The sequence below is a fragment of the Streptomyces plumbidurans genome (assembly GCF_019857225.1).
GTDB lineage: Bacteria > Actinomycetota > Actinomycetes > Streptomycetales > Streptomycetaceae > Streptomyces > Streptomyces plumbidurans.
On sequence record NZ_JAFJSY010000002.1, the window covers coordinates 62,613 to 81,740 of the forward strand.

The window sequence follows — 19,128 nt, forward strand, 5'->3', positions numbered from 1 at the left end:
CCCACCCCCACTTCTGAGAGGAGCGTCGCCGTGCCTCCCACCGACGCCACCGCCCACCCAGCTCCTACCGCGCACTCAGCCACCGCCACAGCGCCCGACATGGGCGCCGCCGAGAGCCCCGGCACGGCCGAGAGCAGCACCTGCGAAGGCACGGACAGTGAAGACACACTGGATCTGCGTCTGCCCGACGAACTGCTCGCGCTCTTCGCGGCGGAGAGTTGCACCGGCACGGCACCGAGTCGGCGTATGGACATGACGTCGCCCGCTTCCCTCTCCGTGACCGGCGACGACCTTCTCGACCACGTCGCCGCCTGGGGCCCGGTGGTCACCCCCGTGGGGGTGTTCCAGCTCGTCCCCGTACAGGTCGAGCGTGACCTGCCGTTGATCGTCCGCTGGATGAACGACCCTGCCGTGGCGGAGTTCTGGGAGCTGGCCGGACCCCAGACTCTGACCGAGAGCCACCTGCGGACTCAGCTCACCGGGGACGGACGCAGCGTTCCGTGCCTCGGGGTGCTGGAAGGCGCACCGATGAGCTACTGGGAGATCTACCGGGCGGACCTCGACCCATTGGCCCGCCACACTCCACTACGACCTCATGACACTGGTGTCCACCTCCTCATCGGTGAGGTCGCCGACCGTGGCCGCAAGCTCGGCAGCACACTGCTCAGAGCTGTAGCCGACCTCGCGCTCGACAAGCGGCCCTCCTGCGCACGCGTCATCGCGGAACCAGACCTTCGCAACACCCCCTCCGTCGCTGCCTTTCTCAGCGCAGGCTTCCGATTCGCCGCCGAGGTCGACCTGCCCGCCAAGCGAGCCGCCCTCATGATCCGGGACCGGTCCCTGCGCCATGTGATGTGACGCCGTGCGGCGACATCATCACTCTTGGTACACCGCTCGCGCCGATCCGGTTCCCATCGACGACAGCCGATTTCCACCGCATCGACTCACACGCCCCCACCCCACGTAAGCAACCCCCACCCACACCCGCCACCCGCACCCCCACCCACACCTGCCACCCGCACCCGCACCCGCACTCGCGCCCGCACCCACGCCCCGACAATCGCCCCCACCAGCCCACCCCGCAGAGCCACCCACCCCACCCCTCACACCCAGGAGCCCCCGACCTTGATCCCACCCCTCGTCCCCGCCTTGATCGCCCCTTTGTCAGTGCCGGGTCGTAGGGTGGTCGGGCTATGACGAAGCCCTCACTCCCCGAACTCCTGCACGCTGCCGTAACAGCCGTCGGCGGCACGGAGCGCCCCGGCCAGGTGACCATGGCCGAAGCCGTCGCGGAGGCGATCGACGACGGCTCCCATCTGCTCATCCAGGCCGGCACCGGCACCGGAAAGTCGCTGGGTTACCTCGTGCCCGCGCTTGCACACGGGGAGCGCGTCGTCGTGGCGACGGCCACCCTCGCTCTGCAGCGCCAGCTGGTCGAGCGTGACCTGCCGCGTACGGTCGAGGCGCTGCACCCCTTGCTGCGCCGCCGCCCGGAGTTCGCGATGCTGAAGGGCAGGTCGAACTACCTCTGTCTGCACCGCCTTCACGAGGGCGTCCCGCAGGACGAGGAGGAGGGGCTCTTCGACCAGTTCGAGGCGGCCGCGCCCACCAGCAAGCTGGGCCAGGACCTGTTGCGGCTGCGTGACTGGTCGGACGAGACCGAGACCGGGGACCGCGACAACCTCACGCCAGGAGTGTCCGACCGGGCCTGGGCGCAGGTGTCGGTCTCGTCCCGCGAGTGTTTGGGCGCCACGAAATGCGCGTACGGCGCGGAGTGCTTCGCCGAGATGGCCCGTGAGCGCGCCAAGCTCGCCGATGTCGTCGTCACCAATCACGCGCTGCTGGCGATCGACGCCATCGAGGGCGCCCCGGTTCTGCCGCAGCACGAGGTGCTGATCGTGGACGAGGCGCATGAGCTGGTCTCCCGGGTCACCGGGGTCGCGACGGGCGAGCTCACGCCCGGCCAGGTCAACCGCGCGGTGCGCCGTGCGGCGAAACTCGTCAACGAGAAGGCGGCCGACCAGCTCCAGACCGCTGCCGAGGGCTTCGAGCGGCTGATGGAGCTGGCCCTTCCGGGTCGCCTGGAGGAGATCCCGGAAGACCTCGGGTACGCGCTCATGGCGCTGCGTGACGCCTGCCGCACGGTGATCTCCGGGATCGGCGCGACCCGCGACAAGTCCGTCCAGGACGAGGACGCGGTCCGCAAGCAGGCCTTGGCGTCGGTGGAGTCGGTGCACGACGTGGCGGAGCGGGTCACCAACGGCTCCGAGTGGGACGTGGTCTGGTACGAGCGCCACGACCGCTTCGGCGCCTCCCTGCGCGTCGCCCCCATGTCGGTGTCGGGACTGCTCCGAGAGAAGCTCTTCGCCGACCGCTCCGTGGTCCTGACCTCCGCGACCCTGAAGCTCGGCGGCGACTTCAACGGCGTTGGCGCCTCCCTCGGGCTCGCCCCGGAGGGCACGCAGGGCGAGGACCTGCCGCAGTGGAAGGGAGTCGACGTCGGCTCGCCGTTCGACTATCCCCGGCAAGGCATCCTCTATGTGGCCAAGCACCTGTCGCGCCCCGCGCGGGACGGTGACCGTGCCGACATGATGGACGAGCTGTCGGAGCTGATCCAGGCAGCGGGCGGGCGCACGCTCGGCCTCTTCTCCTCGATGCGAGGCGCCCAGCTCGCCGCCGAGGAACTGCGCTCCCGGATCCCGGAGTTCCCGATCCTCCTCCAGGGCGAAGAGACACTCGGAGAGCTCATCAAGAACTTCGCGGCCGATCCGAAAACCTGTCTCTTCGGCACGCTGTCGCTCTGGCAGGGCGTCGATGTGCCCGGCCCCAGCTGCCAGTTGGTCGTCATGGACAAGATCCCCTTCCCGCGTCCGGACGATCCGCTGATGAGCGCACGCCAGAAGGCCGTGGAGGACGCGGGCGGCAACGGCTTCATGGCGGTCGCCGCCACACACGCCGCGCTGCTGATGGCCCAGGGCGCCGGCCGCCTCGTAAGGGCGACGGGTGACCGTGGCGTGGTGGCCGTACTGGACCAGCGTCTGGCCACAGCGCGGTACGGCAGCTATCTCAAGGCGTCACTGCCGGACTTCTGGTACACCACGGACCGCAACCAGGTCCGGAGGTCGCTCGCGGCGATCGATGCGGCGGCGACGCAGGCAGAGGCCGAGTGACCGGGGGTGAGCCTGACGCGGGGCCGCGTCAGGCTAACCCCCGGTCCGTATGCGTCAGTCAGCGGGGCCCGGACAGCACAGGGCCCCGGAACCGGCGCAGGGGTCCCGGGGCCCGGTCACGGGGCGGCTAACCGAGTGAGCCGCCCGCCGCAGCCGTCATACGCGGCGCAGCACTGCCACCACCTTGCCGAGGATGGTCGCGTCGTCGCCGGGGATGGGCTCGTACGCGGCGTTGTGCGGGAGGAGCCAGACGTGGCCGTCCTCGCGCTTGAAGCGCTTGACGGTGGCCTCGCCGTCCAGCATGGCCGCGACGATGTCGCCGTTCTCGGCGACGGGCTGGCGGCGGACGGTGACCCAGTCGCCGTCGCAGATCGCGGCCTCGATCATCGAGTCACCGACGACCTTCAGTACGAACAGCTCGCCGTCGCCGACCAGCTGGCGGGGGAGAGGGAAGACGTCCTCGACCGACTCCTCGGCGAGGATCGGGCCACCGGCGGCGATCCGGCCGACCAGGGGGACGTACGACGCGGCGGGCTTGCCCGCGGTGTCGGTGGGCTGCACGGTGGCGCCCTGGTCGGAGCCGCGGACCTCGTAGGCGCGCGGGCGGTGCGGGTCGCGCCGCAGGAATCCCTTGCGCTCCAGTGCCATCAGCTGGTGTGCGACCGAGGAGGTGCTCGACAGGCCGACCGCCTGGCCGATCTCCCGCATCGACGGCGGGTACCCGCGCCGCTGCACGGAGTCCCTGATGACTTCGATCACTCGGCGCTGCCGGTCGGTGAGCCCGGAGCTGTCCGCGCGGATGCCTGGAGGTCGACCAGGCAGGGAGCGCTTGTGCCCCTCTGGGTTCACAACTTCGTTCATGGCATGCACCGGCTCGAGTCGGCCCTGGGAGCGGTCCTGGGCAGTGATGGTGGCACTGTCTGCGGTGGTGGTCACGTCGGCCCCTCTCGATGGTCTCCCTGCTGGACAACGGTAGTTGCTTTCGAAAGGTTGCGCCAAACACACGTTCGAGTGAAAAACCGCGGATAGCCTGACTTGATCATGTGTCTGGGTGTACAGCTAACGCGGCACCTGGCGGACAAAGAGGCCCATTGTCGTACTCTTCACCACCGGGGTGCTGACCTCGTGGGTTCCTGCCCCAGTCTGCCATCCGGCATTCCGTCAACAGGGGAGAGACTCTCATCTCTGCGGGAGCCCCACGACGCCTCCCTGCGGCGCCCACGGTATCTCCGCATGTGCCGGAGCGGTACGCCCGTGCACATCCGGATCCGGAGCGTCGCCACGGACGCCTGGCACATGCCAATACGGCCGCGACACGCGCGCGTAGCGTGAATGTATGGGCCAATCCCCACATCTAGTGGTTGGATTTCACCAGCAGCCCAGAAGTTGTGGTCCCCAGGGTCTTCAGGCTCCAGGAGATCGCCTATGCTTGGGACTGCTTCGAGGGGCCCGTGAGGCCCAACGAGGCTATTGAGTCTGCTGCGAGGAGGGTTGGAAGCCATGTACTGCCCCTTCTGCAGGCACCCCGACAGCCGTGTCGTCGACAGTCGTACGACCGACGACGGCACGTCGATCCGCAGGCGCCGCCAGTGTCCGGACTGCTCCCGTCGTTTCACGACTGTGGAGACGTGTTCGCTCATGGTGGTCAAGCGGTCCGGAGTCACCGAGCCTTTCAGCCGTACCAAGGTCATCAACGGCGTGCGCAAGGCATGCCAGGGGCGGCCTGTCACAGAGGACGCACTCGCCCAGCTCGGCCAGCGGGTCGAGGAGGCGGTGCGAGCCACGGGGAGCGCCGAGTTGACCACCCACGACGTGGGGCTGGCCATACTCGGCCCGTTGCAGGAGCTCGACCTTGTCGCGTATCTGCGATTCGCCTCCGTCTACCGGGCGTTCGACTCGCTCGACGACTTCGAGACGGCCATCGCGGAACTGAGGGAGGGGACGCGACCCGCCGCCGCGGACAACGACGACCGCGAAGAAGCCGTCGCGGGGAGCCGGCAAGACCACTGCGGGAGCGCGAGGGCCGTCGAGGTCCCCGAGCCCGCCCGCGCCGCCGACTGACGACGGGCCGGAACCGGGGGAAGATCCGGAACCGGCCGCCGGCGGCGATCCAGGACCTGTTGCGGAGGGCAGCGCGAGTTGCCCGCAACACCAGACACAACACCGTGCCTCGGGAACATCGTGGCACTTCAGGGCGTTTTAGCCCGTACAGGGAGGCGGCATGACAGAGACGGCGAGCGGTCCGGCACGGAGTTCCCGCGCCAAGGGCACCAAGGCGACCAAGGGTCTGCGTGTCGAGCGCATCCACACCACCCCCGGCGTGCATCCGTACGACGAGGTGGCTTGGGAGAGCCGTGACGTCGTCATGACCAACTGGCGTGACGGCTCAATCAACTTCGAGCAGCGTGGCGTCGAGTTCCCCGACTTCTGGGCGGTGAACGCGGTCAACATCGTCACCAGCAAGTACTTCCGCGGTGCTGTCGGCACCCCGCAGCGCGAGACCAGCCTCAAGCAGCTGATCGACCGCATCGTGAAGACGTACCGCAAGGCCGGCGAGGACAACAAGTACTTCGCCTCGCCCGCCGACGCCGAGATCTTCGAGCACGAGCTGGCGTACGCCCTCCTGCACCAGGTCTTCAGCTTCAACAGCCCCGTCTGGTTCAACGTCGGCACCAAGCAGCCCCAGCAGGTCTCCGCCTGCTTCATCCTGTCCGTCGACGACTCCATGGAGTCGATCCTCGACTGGTACAAGGAAGAGGGCATGATCTTCAAGGGCGGCTCCGGCGCCGGCCTGAACCTCTCGCGGATCCGCTCCTCCAAGGAGCTGCTCTCCTCCGGGGGCAACGCCTCCGGGCCGGTCTCCTTCATGCGCGGCGCCGACGCCTCCGCCGGCACCATCAAGTCCGGTGGCGCCACCCGCCGCGCCGCCAAGATGGTCATCCTCGACGTCGACCACCCCGACATCGAGGGCTTCATCGAGACCAAGGTGAAGGAGGAGGAGAAGATCCGCGCCCTGCGCGACGCGGGCTTCGACATGGACCTGGGCGGCGACGACATCACGTCCGTCCAGTACCAGAACGCCAACAACTCGGTCCGTGTAAACGACGAGTTCATGAGGGCGGTCGAGCAGGGCGGCAACTTCGCCCTCCGCGCGCGGATGACCGGCGAGGTCATCGAAGAGGTCGACGCCAAGGTCCTGTTCCGCAAGATGGCCGAGGCCGCCTGGGCCTGCGCCGACCCGGGCATCCAGTACGACAACGTCATCAACCACTGGCACACCTGCCCGGAGTCCGGCCGGATCAACGGCTCGAACCCCTGCAGCGAGTACATGCACCTGGACAACACGTCCTGCAACCTCGCCTCGCTGAACCTCATGAAGTTCCTGAAGGACGACGGCAAGGGCCACCAGTCCTTCGAGGTCGAGCGCTTCGCCAAGGTCGTCGAGCTCGTGATCACCGCGATGGACATCTCCATCTGCTTCGCGGACTTCCCGACCCAGAAGATCGGCGAGAACACGCGCGCGTTCCGCCAGCTCGGCATCGGCTACGCCAACCTCGGCGCCCTGCTGATGGCGACCGGCCACGCGTACGACTCCGACGGCGGCCGCGCCCTCGCCGGCGCCATCACCTCCCTGATGACCGGCACGGCGTACAAGCGCTCCTCCGAACTCGCCGCGGTCGTAGGCCCGTACGACGGGTACGCGCGCAATGCGAGCGCCCACAACCGCGTCATGAAGCAGCACTCCGACGCCAACGCCGTGGCCCCCCGCATGGACGACCTCGACACCCCGGTGTGGGCCGCCGCCACGGAGGCCTGGCAGGACGTGCTGCGTCTCGGTGAGAAGAACGGCTTCCGCAACTCCCAGGCGTCCGTCCTCGCCCCGACCGGCACCATCGGTCTGGCGATGTCCTGCGACACCACCGGTGTCGAGCCCGACCTCGCCCTGGTCAAGTTCAAGAAGCTGGTCGGCGGCGGCTCCATGCAGATCGTCAACGGCACGGTCCCGCAGGCCCTGCGCCGCCTGGGCTACCAGGAGGAGCAGATCGAGGCGATCGTCGCCCACATCGCCGACAACGGCAACGTGATCGACGCCCCTGGCCTCAAGCACGAGCACTACGAGGTCTTCGACTGCGCCATGGGCGAGCGCGCCATCTCCCCGATGGGCCACGTCCGCATGATGGCCGCGATCCAGCCCTGGATCTCCGGCGCCATCTCCAAGACGGTCAACATGCCGGAGACGGCGACCGTCGAGGAGGTCGAGGAGATCTACTTCGAGGCCTGGAAGCTGGGCATCAAGGCGCTCGCGATCTACCGCGACAACTGCAAGGTCGGCCAGCCCCTCTCCGCCAAGACCAAGGAGAAGGAGAAGACCGAGATCACGGAGAAGGCCGAGGCGGCCATCCGCGAGACGGTCGAGAAGGTCATCGAGTACCGCCCGGTCCGCAAGCGCCTCCCCAAGGGCCGCCCCGGGATCACGACGTCCTTCACGGTCGGCGGCGCCGAGGGCTACATGACGGCCAACTCCTACCCGGACGACGGTCTCGGCGAGGTCTTCCTGAAGATGTCGAAGCAGGGCTCGACCCTCGCGGGCATGATGGACGCCTTCTCCATCGCCGTCTCCGTCGGCCTCCAGTACGGCGTGCCGCTGGAGACGTACGTCTCGAAGTTCACCAACATGCGCTTCGAGCCGGCCGGCATGACCGACGACCCGGACGTGCGGATGGCGCAGTCGATCGTCGACTACATCTTCCGCCGCCTGGCGCTGGACTTCCTGCCCTTCGAGACGCGCTCCGCGCTCGGCATCCACTCCGCCGACGAGCGCCAGCGCCACCTGGAGACCGGTTCGTACGAGCCGGCCGACGACGAGGTCGACGTAGAGGGCCTGGCCCAGTCCGCCCCGCGCGCCCAGGAGCTGAAGGCGGTCGCCACGCCGCGTGCCGAGGTCGAGGCGGGCAAGCCCGCCCCGCAGCAGGCCCACACCAGCGCCGAACTGGTGGAGATGCAACTGGGCATCCAGGCCGACGCCCCGCTGTGCTTCTCGTGCGGCACGAAGATGCAGCGGGCCGGTTCCTGCTACATCTGCGAAGGGTGCGGCTCTACGAGCGGCTGCAGCTGAACCTGAGCGGAAGGGCATCTGCTGCCACGTCCGGCAGGTGTAGCTGATCCTCAAAGGAGGGGCGCCGACCGCATGGTCGGCGCCCCTCCTCGGCGTACGGCAGGCGTCAGGGCTGCTGGGCTCGGCCCATGACCCTGGTGAACGTGGCGGGGTCGTCGTGGAAGCCGTGGACGCCGGGGCGGAATTGCCAGCCCCCGGTGTCGTCGCGTACGAACTCGCCGAGGGTGGCCGCCGTGGCGCCGAGGACCTGGCCGAAGTCGTCCTCGGCCAGGACGTTGTACCCCTCACGGATCCGCATGCCCGGGTTGAGCACCCCGACGAAGGTCCGGTCCGCCGATCGCTGTTGGATGACGACACCGACCACCACGCGCGCGTACCGGTTGTCCAGCCGGTCGAGTTCGAGGGTCATGACCTCGTCCCAGCCGAAGCCCTTGCCGTCCTTGCTGTCCCGGTTGAGGTAGATCGTGCCGTCGGGCGCACGGCTGTCGAAGTGCACCACATAAACGGGCTCTCCGTGCGGATCGCTCGCCAGGTAGGTGGCGGCCACGATGTCCAGATCGGTGGGTGGCTGCCCCGGCGGACTCGGATCCCATTTGAGTGCGACTTCGGCCTTGCGGATCGCCTTGTTGAGGCCGTTCACCAAACTTCCCCTTCCCCGTAGCCCGTGCGCTGCCTCCGCCCCTGAACTGCCGGGCGGACAAGGCCGGTTGTCCATCCTGCCACGCGCGCGTGCCCGCGTGCCGCTGCGCGGTCGGCCGGAGAGTGACCGGCGCCACGCTCCGTGGCCTTACGATGGCGCGGTGCTGGTCAAGTGGATTCGCTGCACCGTGGTGGACCGCCGCGGCTTCGAGCGGGGGCAGCGGAAGTGGGCGGGGCTTCTGGGGGAGCCGGGGTTTCGGGGGCAGGGCGGTGGTTGGAGCAGGGGACGTACAGGCGTGGCGCACATCTTCGCCTTCTGGGAAAGCCGTGCCTTCTACGACTCCTTCATGGCCCGCTCCCACGACCGGCTGGCGGCCGCTCAGGTGGGCACCTTCAAGGATGCCCAGGTCAAGCTGTTCGACTACCGCTTCGACGTGAAGACCGGTTTTGAACCACGTTTCACGGACGCCGACCTCGTGCGGGTCGCCCACTGCCGGGTCCACGAGGACCGGGCGGAGCACTTCACGCTGATGCAGGAAAAGGTGTGGAACCCCGCCATGGCCGGCTCACCCGGCATGATCCGCGGGCTGTTCGGCGAGGCCCCGGGACACGAGTTCATGGTGCTGTCGATGTGGCACTCCGCCGCCGAACACGGAAAGTACCGCGCTGAACGCGTGGAGCGACTGGCCCTGCGCGCCCAGACCGAGGCGGACGTCGCGGCCCTCGCGGGCGACATCGTCGAGCTGGAACCCACCTGGACGGTCTGAGAAGTCTAAGAACACTGAGATCGGGGCGTTCACCGTGCGCCCCGATGTGACCTGTGGTGCAGGAAATGTGTGACCTACGCCGTATGGAGCCCGTACGAGTGCTCGATCGGCCGTCACCCGATCTAGGGTTTTGGCATGGCAAGACCACGGCGCATCGTCCTTGTCCGGCACGGAGAGTCAACGGGCAATGTTGATGACACCGTGTACGAGCGTGAGCCCGACCATGCGCTCGCGCTGACCGAGCGCGGCTGGCAGCAGGCGGAGGAGACCGGCAAGCGGCTGCGCGAGGTGTTCGGCAGCGAGCGCGTCAGCGTGTACGTCTCCCCGTACCGCCGTACGCACGAGACGCTGCGCGCGTTCCACCTGGACCCCGATCGCATACGGATCCGCGAGGAACCCCGGCTGCGCGAACAGGACTGGGGAAACTGGCAGGACCGCGACGACGTGCGCCTGCAGAAGGCCTACCGGGACGCGTACGGCCACTTCTTCTACCGCTTCGCCCAGGGGGAGTCCGGTGCCGACGTGTACGACCGGGTCGGCGGCTTCCTGGAGAGCCTGTTCCGCAGCTTCGAGGCCCCCGACCACCCGCCGAACGTACTGCTGGTGACCCACGGCCTGGCCATGCGGCTGTTCTGCATGCGCTGGTTCCACTGGACGGTCGCCGAATTCGAGTCGCTGTCCAATCCGGGGAACGCGGAGATGCGGATGCTCGTTCTCGGGGAGGACGACAAGTACGCGCTGGACCGGCCTTTCGAACGCTGGCGGGACCCGGAGCCGTACGGGATCACCGGATAGAGTGGCGAAGCGATGACCCCTGACTCCTCTCCCGACGACCGCCTGGGCCGCGCCCTGGCCAGCCTGCGTGGACTTGCGGTGGGGGATGCGCTGGGCTCGCAGTTCTTCGTTCCGGCGAACCTCCCGCTGCTCAAGCACCGCGCATTGCCGCCCGGACCCTGGCAGTGGACCGACGACACCGAGATGGCCTGCTCGGTGGTCGCCGTCCTCGCCACCCATCACCGCATCGACCAGGACGCCCTGGCCCACTCCTTCGCCGCCCACCACGACTTCGACCGGGGGTACGGCCCCGCCGTGAACCGCCTGCTGCGGCTGGTGCGGGAGGGCGGTGACTGGCGCGAGCTGGCATCGGCGCTCTTCGACGGCCGGGGCTCGTGGGGCAACGGCGCGGCGATGCGGATCGCCCCGCTGGGGGCCTGGTACGCGGACGACCCGGAACAGGCGACCCACCAGGCGGAGATCTCCGCCTACCCCACGCACCAGCACCGCGAGGCCGTCGTCGGCTCCATGGCGGTCGCCGCGGCCGCCGCACTGGCAGCCGCTCCCGGCGGCCCGCCCAGTCCCGAGGCACTCCTCGAGGACGTGGTCGCACTCGTCCCGAAGAGCGCCGTCGGCGCGGGGCTCAGGCGCGCACGGGACATGCTCGACTACGGCGACGCCGGCACCGTCGCGGCCGTGCTGGGCTGCGGCCGGCGTACGTCTGCGCACGACACCGTGCCCTTCGCGCTCTGGTCGGCCGCGCGGGCCCTCGGCGACTACGAGCGGGCGTTCTGGACGACGGCTCAGGTCGGCGGCGATGTGGACACGACCTGCGCCATCGTGGGCGGTGTGCTCGGTGCGACGAAGGCGGGGGCACCGCCTGCCGCGTGGCTGGAGCGGACCGAGGATCTGCCGGACTGGGTCCGCACGCCCGCCTGACGCCGGGCCGGACTCTGTCGGCTCCTGTATGCAGGCTTGCGTTGCGCCTTTCGATGGCGGCTTGTGAAAACTCTCTGTGTCCGCCGGGAACTCTGCGTGACCTCCCGGCCGTTCTCCTGGCATCGACCGTGTGACTCACGCGTCGGTGCGTGCGGGTGTCACGCGAGAGCTTCTGGGGGTGGGTATGCAGTTCGTGGCGATGTGGCAGTTCGTGGTGATGTGGGCAGCACTGCTGGTTCTGACTGCCCTGTGTCTTTCGGCAGGTCTGCGAACGGCCGGACCGGTTTGCTCGCCGTCGGTCCTCAGGACCCGGTCCGGCCGTCCGCGGTGTGACGCGGGTGCGCGCGCTGGATCAGCCGACCGGCACACCCGCTGCGCCGGAGAGTGCCTCCAGATCGCTCTTGCGGACCCTGATCACGAACCAGGCGGTGCCGAGGGCGAGTACGGCCATGGCCGCGGCGGCGACGAAGCCCATGGAGATGCCGTGGGCGAGCACCTCGTGCCCCCATGTGCCGGGCAGCTGGTGCGTCTTGGCGAACTCCGCCTTCTGCTCCGGCGAACCGTTGGCGAGGAACTTCGGCACCTGCTTCTCCGCCTCGTTCTTGCTGGCCGACCCGAAGACAGTGGTCAGGATGGACAGACCGAGCGAACCACCCACCTGCTGCGTGGCGTTGAGCAGGCCGGAGGCGGCGCCCGCCTCGTGCTGCGCGACCCCGGAGACCGCCGTGACCGTCAGCGTCACGAAGTTCAGGCCCATGCCGAAACCGAACACCAGCATCGGGCCGAGCACCCCGCCCACATACGAGCTGTCGGAGCTGATGAGGGACTGCCAGGCAAGACCGACCAGCGCGAGGGCCGAGCCGGTCAGCATGAACGGCTTGGGCCCGAGCACCGGCAGGAACCGCTGCGACAGACCCGCGCCGACCGCGATCACGACCGTCACCGGCAGGAAGGCGAGGCCGGCCTGGATCGGGCTGTACCCCAGCACGTTCTGCACGAAGAGCACGATGTAGAAGAACATGCCGAACATCGCCGCGGCCAGGCTGAGCATGATCACGTAGGTGCCCGAGCGGTTGCGGTCGCGGAACATCCGCAGCGGCGTGATCGGCTCCTTGGCCCGGGACTCGATGAGCGCGAAGGACGCCAGCAGAATCACCGCCGCGGCGAAGGAACCGAGGGCCAGGCCGTCCCGCCAGCCCTCGTCCGCGGCGCGGATGAAGCCGTAGACGAGAGTTGCCATGCCTGCGGTCGAGGTCACCGCGCCTGCGATGTCGAAGCGCCCGGAGTGGCGTTCGGACTCGCTGATGTACATCGGCGCGAGCACGGCGATCAGCACACCGATCGGCACGTTGACGAAGAGCACCCAGCGCCAGTCGAGCCACTCGGTGAGCATGCCGCCCGCGAGCAGACCGATCGCACCGCCACCCGCGGAGACGGCGGCGAAGACGGCGAACGCCCGGTTCCGTTCCGGGCCTTCGGGGAAAGTCGTGGTGATGAGTGCCAGGGAAGTGGGCGACGCGATCGCGCCGCCCATGCCCTGCAGGACCCGTGCCGCAAGAAGCTGCCACGGTTCCTGGGCGAGCCCACCGAGCAGGGAGGCGAGAGTGAACAGAAGGATGCCGGTCATGAAGACCCGGCGGCGGCCGAGGATGTCACCGGCCCGGCCGCCCAGAAGCAGCAGGCCGCCGAAGGTGAGCGTGTAGGCGCTGACGACCCAGGTGAGGTCGGTGGTGCTGAAATCCAGCGCATTTTGAATGTGCGGGAGCGCGATGTTCACAATCGTCGCGTCGAGTACGACCATGAGTTGGCAGGCCGCGATGACTGCGAGCGCGATGCCGGGGTGCCCTTCCCGGCGGGCCGCACCTGGCTTCTGGTCCTTGATCAATTGAGAGGTTGTCACTATGGGTCCCCCACAAGTACGTTAGTGAACGCTCGCGTTCACTGTCTCGCCAACCGTAGTGAGTCCCCGATAGAGAACGCAAGCGTTCACTTAAATCGGTGTCGCGCGGCGAATCCCCCGATGCAGCCGCGACGCGCCTCCCCATCCCCTGAAATCCCCGCTCCTCATGCCAGCTGGAGACACTCAGATGGTTACCTCGCGCTGGACGGCCGCCCCCGCTCAGGCGGCCTCCCTCCGTCGGCGTGGCGTCGTGCTCGAACGCGCGATCCTCGAAGCCGCCCTCGAACAGCTCAGTACGGTCGGCTGGGCCGGCCTGACCATGGAGGGTGTCGCTGCCGGTGCCCAGACCGGCAAGGCCGCGGTATACCGCCGCTGGCCGTCCAAGGAGGACCTGGTCGCCGACGCGCTGCAGGCCGGACTGCCGCGCTTCGAGCAGGCTCCCGACACGGGCAGCATCCGTGAGGATCTGCTCGCCCTGTGCCGGGCCGCTCGGGACGCGATGTTCTCCCGTCCCGGTTTCGCGGTTCGCGCCGTGATTCACGAATGCGACTCGCTCCAGGCGGAGCGCTTCCACGCCGTGATCTTCGACGGGATCGTCGAGCCCATGATCAAGCTCGTCCGCGAGGTGATCACCCGCGGGATAGAGCGGAAGGAGGTCCGTGCCGACGCGGCGAGCAGCTACGTCTTCGACGCCATCCCGGCCATCATGATGTACCGCAACAAGATGCGCGGGAGTGAATGGGACGACCCCGATCTCGAGGCAATGATCGACCAGTTGATGCTTCCGCTGCTGCGGCCGGACGGTGACTGAGCACGGTCGCGCAGGACGGCGTCCGAGTCGGGGCGACGGGGGTGTCGGCGGGTGATCGACGAGGCGTAGGCTTAGGGCGTCATGCCGTACGTACCGCCTACTCACACCGTCGAGCGCTCCCTGCGCGCCACGACCGGAGCGAAGATCATTGCCGGTGTCGACGAGGTGGGGCGCGGCGCCTGGGCCGGACCCGTCACCGTCTGCGCGGCGGTCACCGGACTGCGCCGTCCCCCCGAGGGCCTCACCGACTCCAAGCTGCTCACCGTCAAGCGGCGCACGGATCTTGCCGTGGTGCTGCGGAAGTGGGTCACCTCGTACGCGCTGGGGCATGCCTCGCCGGAGGAGATCGACGACCTGGGCATGACCGCCGCGTTGCGACTTGCCGCGGTGCGCGCCCTGGAGGCTCTGCCGGTCCGTCCCGACGCGGTCATCCTCGACGGCAAGCACAACTATCTCGGCACGCCCTGGCAGGTCCGTACGGTCATCAAGGGCGACCAGTCGTGCGTGGCTGTCGCGGCGGCGTCGGTGATCGCCAAGGTTCAGCGCGACAAAATGATGGCCGAACTGGGCATGGACCATGCAGACTTCGGTTTTGCGGACAACGCCGGGTATCCGTCACCCGTGCACAAGGCCGCACTGGCGGAGCGGGGCCCCACCCCGTACCACCGGTTGTCGTGGGCGTATCTTGATGCGCTGCCCCAGTGGCGGCATCTCAAGAGGGTCCGCAGTTGGGCGGACGGAAGCGTTCCGGAGATCGAGGGTCAGCTCGGCTTCGACTTCTGACGATTCCGCTCGCACTCATGTGCCACCCGCCAACGCGAGCCGCACCAACGTTTGATAAAAATCAGCTCATGCCTCTCATTCCCGAGGAGCCTCAGATTCACGAGAGTGCCCAGGGTCCCCGCGCCACGCCGGCCAACGGCCGTACCGCGCCGACCCCTCGTCCTGTACCCGGCCCGCGCCCCGCGGCTCCGCCGCGTCCCGGCCGTCCCGGTCCGCACCGGCCCTCGCCGCCGGTGCAGCGAACGTCGCGTGACGCGGCCGCCGCGCAGCCCGGACCCTCGGTCCCGGCTGCTCCGGCCACCCCGCAGATCCAGCTGATCCCTGCTCCCGAGAGTGGCGCGCTCGATGCCGCCGAGGAAGCCGTGGATCTGCTGCTGGACTCGGGGCGTGCCCCCGGCGACGTCCTGGTGATCACCACCGGCGAACAGCACCCGTGGGCCGCCCACGAGCTGTCCTTCGGTGAAACCTCCTACTGGGCGCAGCACGACGCGGGCGACGACGTCTTCTACACGGACGCCGCTGCCGCCGGTCGCGCTGCCACCCGACCCGTCGTCGTGGTCGCGGTCAACGGCGGTTCCGACGCGGTCGCCACCGCATTGCCTCTCGCCCTCTCCCGTGCCGGCACCCTGCTGATCGTCTGCGGAGACCCGCAGCAGATCAACTCGGTTCTGGGTGCGGCCGTCTGAGCCCTGTCCGGCGCGTCCTTCGGGACGCCGGAGGGGCTTGAGACAGAGGCTCGAGGTACCTGCTCGAGGCAGACGCTCCGAGTCTCTACGCGAGCGCAGGAGCGCACGAGCGCCGTTGCTGTGGCACCGCACCGGTACGGAGGACGTTTCGACATGCGCGGATGAGGTCGTAGGCCCCGTGGATGCGTGCATCTCGACGGATTGCGCGGGCTGTTCGCAATACCGGCCGCCGCGACCCCGTGGGCGACTTCCCTCCTGCGGTGTCGGGACCGGAGACTGCGAGTAAGGGCGCGTGGGGCCCACCGGGCGTGGCCGGTGGTGCCCTCAGCGGGCGGCCGCGCGGCGCAGAACCTCCGAGGCCGCACCGCCGGTCCGCGGCAGCGGGGGCGGCGCCTCTGACGCGCCCAAGGCCTCCGGTGGCGAACCCGCGTGGGGACGGCGTCCGGCGCGGCCCTCACCGAGGACCTGCCAGCCGTCCCGGGTCAGCGTGATGTACGCCCCGCAGCGCAGTCCGTGCAGCGTGCACGCGTCACGCAGACCCCACATCCACGCGCCGTCCTCCTCGGTCCAGCGGGCGTCGCCGTCACGGCAGTACAGCAGCACGGCGGTGCGCACCGGTGTGCGGCGGCGCAGGTCGTGCGGGATGACCCGACGCAGCTGCGCGAGCAGCGCGTTGCGGAACATCCAGCCGTCCGCCGGAGCCGGGCGACGCGTGAACGAGGCGCTCGCGCACAGCCGTTCATCCGGATCGAGCACCGCTACGACCGCGGTCGTCGGCCTGGGCTGGTGCCGGGCGTGGAGTCCGCTGACGACCTCTCGGGGGTTGCGCAGCAGGGGGATACCGGCGGCGGCCCACTCCGAGGGTTCGAGCATGCGGGCGAGAGGGTTGGCGGATGCGGCGGACAGGTCGGCTGACGCCGACGTGGATGCCGCCGAGGACGGAGCGAATCCGAAGGTCACGGTCCTCCCTTCGGCTACGCGCCCACACATGGGGCGGGGTCTTGTTCGGGGGAGCGCACACCGCAGCAGAACCCTGCCGGACCACGGTCGAGCCGTGCGCGGGGAGCGGACTTCAATTCTTGCTGTCGAACTTGGATGCGGCAACGAGCAATTGGGGCCACTGACCGCTATCTGGGGGTGTGTGGTTTATATCCCTACCCAGTGGGCCACGCCACGACGCGTGGGGTCACCGTTCACCTGGAGTTCGTACACCGTTCGGGCAGGGCGGTCCAGCAGGGTGAGCGGCCGCTGTCCCGGCACATGGATCGTCGACCGGTCGCCGCCTGATCGTCACGTCCGGTGGAGTGGCCGATTGTCAGTGGCGTCGGGTTGCATGGGGGCATGAACGAAGTGGAGCTCCGCGCCGAAGCCGATGCCGTCCTCGCCCAGCTGGTCGGTGATCCGGCGGGCTCGGCGCGGCTGCGGGAGGACCAGTGGCAGGCCGTGGCGGCCCTGGTGAAGGAGCGCCGACGCGCCCTGGTGGTGCAGCGCACCGGCTGGGGCAAGTCGGCCGTGTACTTCGTGGCGACCGCCCTGCTGCGCCGGCGCGGAGCCGGCCCCACGGTGATCGTCTCGCCACTGCTGGCCCTCATGCGCAACCAGGTCGAGGCTGCGGAGCGGGCAGGCATCCGCGCGCGGACCATCAACTCGGCCAACCCGGAGGAGTGGAACACGATCCACGAGGAGGTGGAACGCGGCGAGACCGACGTGCTCCTCGTCAGCCCGGAGCGCCTCAATTCCGTGGACTTCCGCGACCAGTTGCTGCCCAAGCTGGCGGTCACAACCGGTCTGCTGGTGGTGGACGAGGCGCACTGCATCTCCGACTGGGGACACGACTTCCGGCCGGACTACCGCCGGCTGAGGGCGATGCTCACCGACCTCGCCCCCGGAGTGCCGGTGCTGGCCACCACCGCGACCGCCAACGCGCGCGTGACCGCTGACGTGGCCGAGCAACTGGGCACCGGCTCCGGCGAGGCCCTGGTGCTGCGCGGACCGCTGGACCGGGAGAGCCTGCGGCTGGGAGTGGTCCAGCTGCCGGACGCCGCGCATCGGCTGGCCTGGCTCGCCGAGCACCTGGACGAGCTGCCGGGTTCCGGGATCATCTACACGCTGACGGTGGCCGCCGCCGAGGAGGCCGCCGCCCATCTGCGCGGGCACGGCTTCCCGGTCGCTTCCTACACAGGGCGCACGGAGAACGCCGACCGGCTGCAGGCCGAGGACGACCTCCTCGCCAACCGGGTCAAGGCGCTCGTAGCGACCTCGGCGCTGGGCATGGGCTTCGACAAGCCGGACCTCGGTTTCGTACTCCACCTCGGTTCGCCGTCCTCGCCGATCGCGTACTACCAGCAGGTGGGCCGCGCGGGCCGCGGCGTCGAGCACGCCGATGTGCTGCTGCTCCCGGGCAAGGAGGACGAGGCCATCTGGCGCTACTTCGCCGATACGGCCTTCCCGCCCGAGGCGCAGGTGCGCCAGACGCTCTCCGCCCTCGCCGATGCGGGACGGCCGCTCTCCGTGCCCGCCCTGGAGGCGATGGTGGATCTGCGGCGCAGTCGGCTGGAGACCATGCTGAAGGTGCTGGACGTCGACGGCGCGGTCAAGCGCGTGAAGGGCGGCTGGACTGCGACGGGCGCCGACTGGGTCTACGACGCCGAGCGCTACGCCTGGGTGGCACGGCAGCGATCGGCCGAGCAGCAGGCCATGCGTGACTACGTCGCCACGTCCGGCTGCCGGATGGAGTTCCTGCGCCGGCAACTGGACGACGAGGGCGCGAGACCGTGCGGCCGCTGCGACAACTGTGCGGGACCATGGGCGGATTCCTCGGTCTCCACCCGGACGCTGAGCGCGGCGACGAAGGAACTGGACCGCCCCGGGGTGGAGGTCGAACCACGCAGGATGTGGCCCACCGGCATGCCCGCCCTGGGCGTCGAACTCAAGGGCCGTATCCCTGCCGGCGAACAGTGCTCCACTGGGCGCGCCCTGGGACGGCTCTCGGACATCGGCTGGGGCAACAGGCTGCGCCCCCTGCTGGCCGAGAACGCGCCCGACGGTCCCGTACCCGCCGATGTCCTGCAGGCCGCGGTGGCGGTTCTCGCCGACTGGGCGCGCTCTTCCGGGGGTTGGGCGGCGGACGTGCCGGACGCCGCACCCCGCCCGGTGGGAGTCGTCGCCGTGCCGTCCCTGACCCGACCGCAACTGGTGAGTTCGCTGGCCCAGGGCATCGCGACCGTGGGCCGCCTGCCGCTGCTCGGCGCCCTGACCTACACCGGATCGGACGGGGCGCATTCGGCACGTCGCAGCAATTCCGCCCAGCGCCTACGGGCGTTGTCCGGCGCCTTCTCCGTGTCCGAGGAGTTGTCCGCCGCGCTGTCCGCGTCCTCTGGACCGGTTCTGCTCGTGGATGACTACACCGACTCGGGCTGGACTCTTGCGGTCGCTGCCCGGCTCCTTCGCCGGGCGGGAAGCGGCCAGGTGCTTCCGCTGGTGCTTGCCGCGACGGGGTGAGCTTGTGCCTGGCCGTGGGGCGATGACGGAGCGGGGGACCAG

15 protein-coding genes are annotated in these 19,128 nt (G+C 69.3%); 11 read left to right on the forward strand and 4 right to left on the reverse strand.

What is annotated here, in order from left to right; genetic code table 11:
• Nucleotides 1–30 precede the first annotated feature (30 nt).
• Together JYK17_RS01795 and JYK17_RS01800 are read left to right on the forward strand one after the other, a co-directional pair.
• Nucleotides 31–858 (forward strand): GNAT family N-acetyltransferase, encoded by an 828-nt coding sequence (locus JYK17_RS01795; protein WP_372464892.1) that lies wholly within the window; start codon nt 31–33, stop codon nt 856–858.
• A 335-nt stretch (nt 859–1,193) separates the two neighbouring features.
• The gene (locus JYK17_RS01800; protein ID WP_222809617.1) at nt 1,194–3,170 is read left to right on the forward strand and encodes an ATP-dependent DNA helicase; all 1,977 of its coding nucleotides are present in this window, start codon (nt 1,194–1,196) and stop codon (nt 3,168–3,170) included.
• Between the two features lie 156 nt (nt 3,171–3,326).
• Here JYK17_RS01800 and lexA read toward each other — a convergent pair whose 3' ends face one another.
• Nucleotides 3,327–4,106 (reverse strand): transcriptional repressor LexA, encoded by a 780-nt coding sequence (lexA, locus tag JYK17_RS01805; RefSeq protein ID WP_108007323.1) that lies wholly within the window; start codon nt 4,104–4,106, stop codon nt 3,327–3,329.
• Nucleotides 4,107–4,670: 564 nt separating this feature from the next.
• Here lexA and nrdR point away from each other — a divergent pair.
• Both nrdR and JYK17_RS01815 read left to right on the forward strand, forming a co-directional pair.
• Nucleotides 4,671–5,231, forward strand: a complete 561-nt coding sequence (gene nrdR / locus JYK17_RS01810) for a transcriptional regulator NrdR (RefSeq protein ID WP_222809618.1) — start codon at nt 4,671–4,673, stop codon at nt 5,229–5,231.
• A 160-nt stretch (nt 5,232–5,391) separates the two neighbouring features.
• Entirely contained in the window at nt 5,392–8,286 is a 2,895-nt protein-coding gene (locus JYK17_RS01815) for a vitamin B12-dependent ribonucleotide reductase (RefSeq protein ID WP_222809619.1), read from the forward strand.
• A 106-nt stretch (nt 8,287–8,392) separates the two neighbouring features.
• Here the strand turns inward: JYK17_RS01815 and JYK17_RS01820 are convergent, their stop codons facing one another.
• Nucleotides 8,393–8,926: a TerD family protein gene (locus tag JYK17_RS01820; RefSeq protein WP_108007317.1), complete on the reverse strand. Its 534-nt coding sequence runs from the start codon at nt 8,924–8,926 to the stop codon at nt 8,393–8,395.
• Between the two features lie 160 nt (nt 8,927–9,086).
• Here JYK17_RS01820 and JYK17_RS01825 point away from each other — a divergent pair, with 160 nt between their 5' ends.
• The 3 genes from JYK17_RS01825 to JYK17_RS01835 all read left to right on the forward strand — a co-directional run bounded on the left by JYK17_RS01825 (nt 9,087) and on the right by JYK17_RS01835 (nt 11,405).
• Nucleotides 9,087–9,692, forward strand: a complete 606-nt coding sequence (locus tag JYK17_RS01825; RefSeq protein ID WP_108007315.1) for a YdbC family protein — start codon at nt 9,087–9,089, stop codon at nt 9,690–9,692.
• A 135-nt stretch (nt 9,693–9,827) separates the two neighbouring features.
• The gene (locus tag JYK17_RS01830) at nt 9,828–10,487 is read left to right on the forward strand and encodes a histidine phosphatase family protein (RefSeq protein WP_108007313.1); all 660 of its coding nucleotides are present in this window, start codon (nt 9,828–9,830) and stop codon (nt 10,485–10,487) included.
• Between the two features lie 12 nt (nt 10,488–10,499).
• On the forward strand, nt 10,500–11,405 hold the full coding sequence (locus JYK17_RS01835; protein WP_222809620.1) for an ADP-ribosylglycohydrolase family protein: 906 nt from the start codon (nt 10,500–10,502) through the stop codon (nt 11,403–11,405).
• 352 nt (nt 11,406–11,757) lie between these two features.
• On the opposite strand, the gene JYK17_RS01840 is transcribed toward JYK17_RS01835, so the two are convergent.
• A complete protein-coding gene (locus tag JYK17_RS01840; protein WP_108007309.1) occupies nt 11,758–13,305 on the reverse strand; it encodes an MFS transporter in 1,548 nt (515 codons plus the stop codon).
• Between the two features lie 187 nt (nt 13,306–13,492).
• Between JYK17_RS01840 and JYK17_RS01845 the strand changes: the two genes are divergently transcribed.
• The 3 genes from JYK17_RS01845 (at nt 13,493) to JYK17_RS01855 (ending at nt 15,585) form a co-directional block, all read left to right on the forward strand.
• Nucleotides 13,493–14,116 carry a TetR/AcrR family transcriptional regulator gene (locus JYK17_RS01845; protein ID WP_108007307.1) on the forward strand — a complete coding sequence of 208 codons (624 nt, stop codon included), beginning with the start codon at nt 13,493–13,495 and terminating at the stop codon, nt 14,114–14,116.
• An 81-nt stretch (nt 14,117–14,197) separates the two neighbouring features.
• Nucleotides 14,198–14,899: a ribonuclease HII gene (gene rnhB / locus JYK17_RS01850; RefSeq protein WP_128801743.1), complete on the forward strand. Its 702-nt coding sequence runs from the start codon at nt 14,198–14,200 to the stop codon at nt 14,897–14,899.
• Between the two features lie 68 nt (nt 14,900–14,967).
• Nucleotides 14,968–15,585: a hypothetical protein gene (locus JYK17_RS01855; protein WP_128801742.1), complete on the forward strand. Its 618-nt coding sequence runs from the start codon at nt 14,968–14,970 to the stop codon at nt 15,583–15,585.
• Nucleotides 15,586–15,909: 324 nt separating this feature from the next.
• On the opposite strand, the gene JYK17_RS01860 is transcribed toward JYK17_RS01855, so the two are convergent.
• Nucleotides 15,910–16,545 carry a hypothetical protein gene (locus tag JYK17_RS01860; RefSeq protein ID WP_108007301.1) on the reverse strand — a complete coding sequence of 212 codons (636 nt, stop codon included), beginning with the start codon at nt 16,543–16,545 and terminating at the stop codon, nt 15,910–15,912.
• A 381-nt stretch (nt 16,546–16,926) separates the two neighbouring features.
• On the opposite strand from JYK17_RS01860, the gene JYK17_RS01865 reads away from it, so the two are divergent.
• Nucleotides 16,927–19,086 (forward strand): RecQ family ATP-dependent DNA helicase, encoded by a 2,160-nt coding sequence (locus JYK17_RS01865; protein ID WP_222809621.1) that lies wholly within the window; start codon nt 16,927–16,929, stop codon nt 19,084–19,086.
• Nucleotides 19,087–19,128 lie beyond the last annotated feature (42 nt).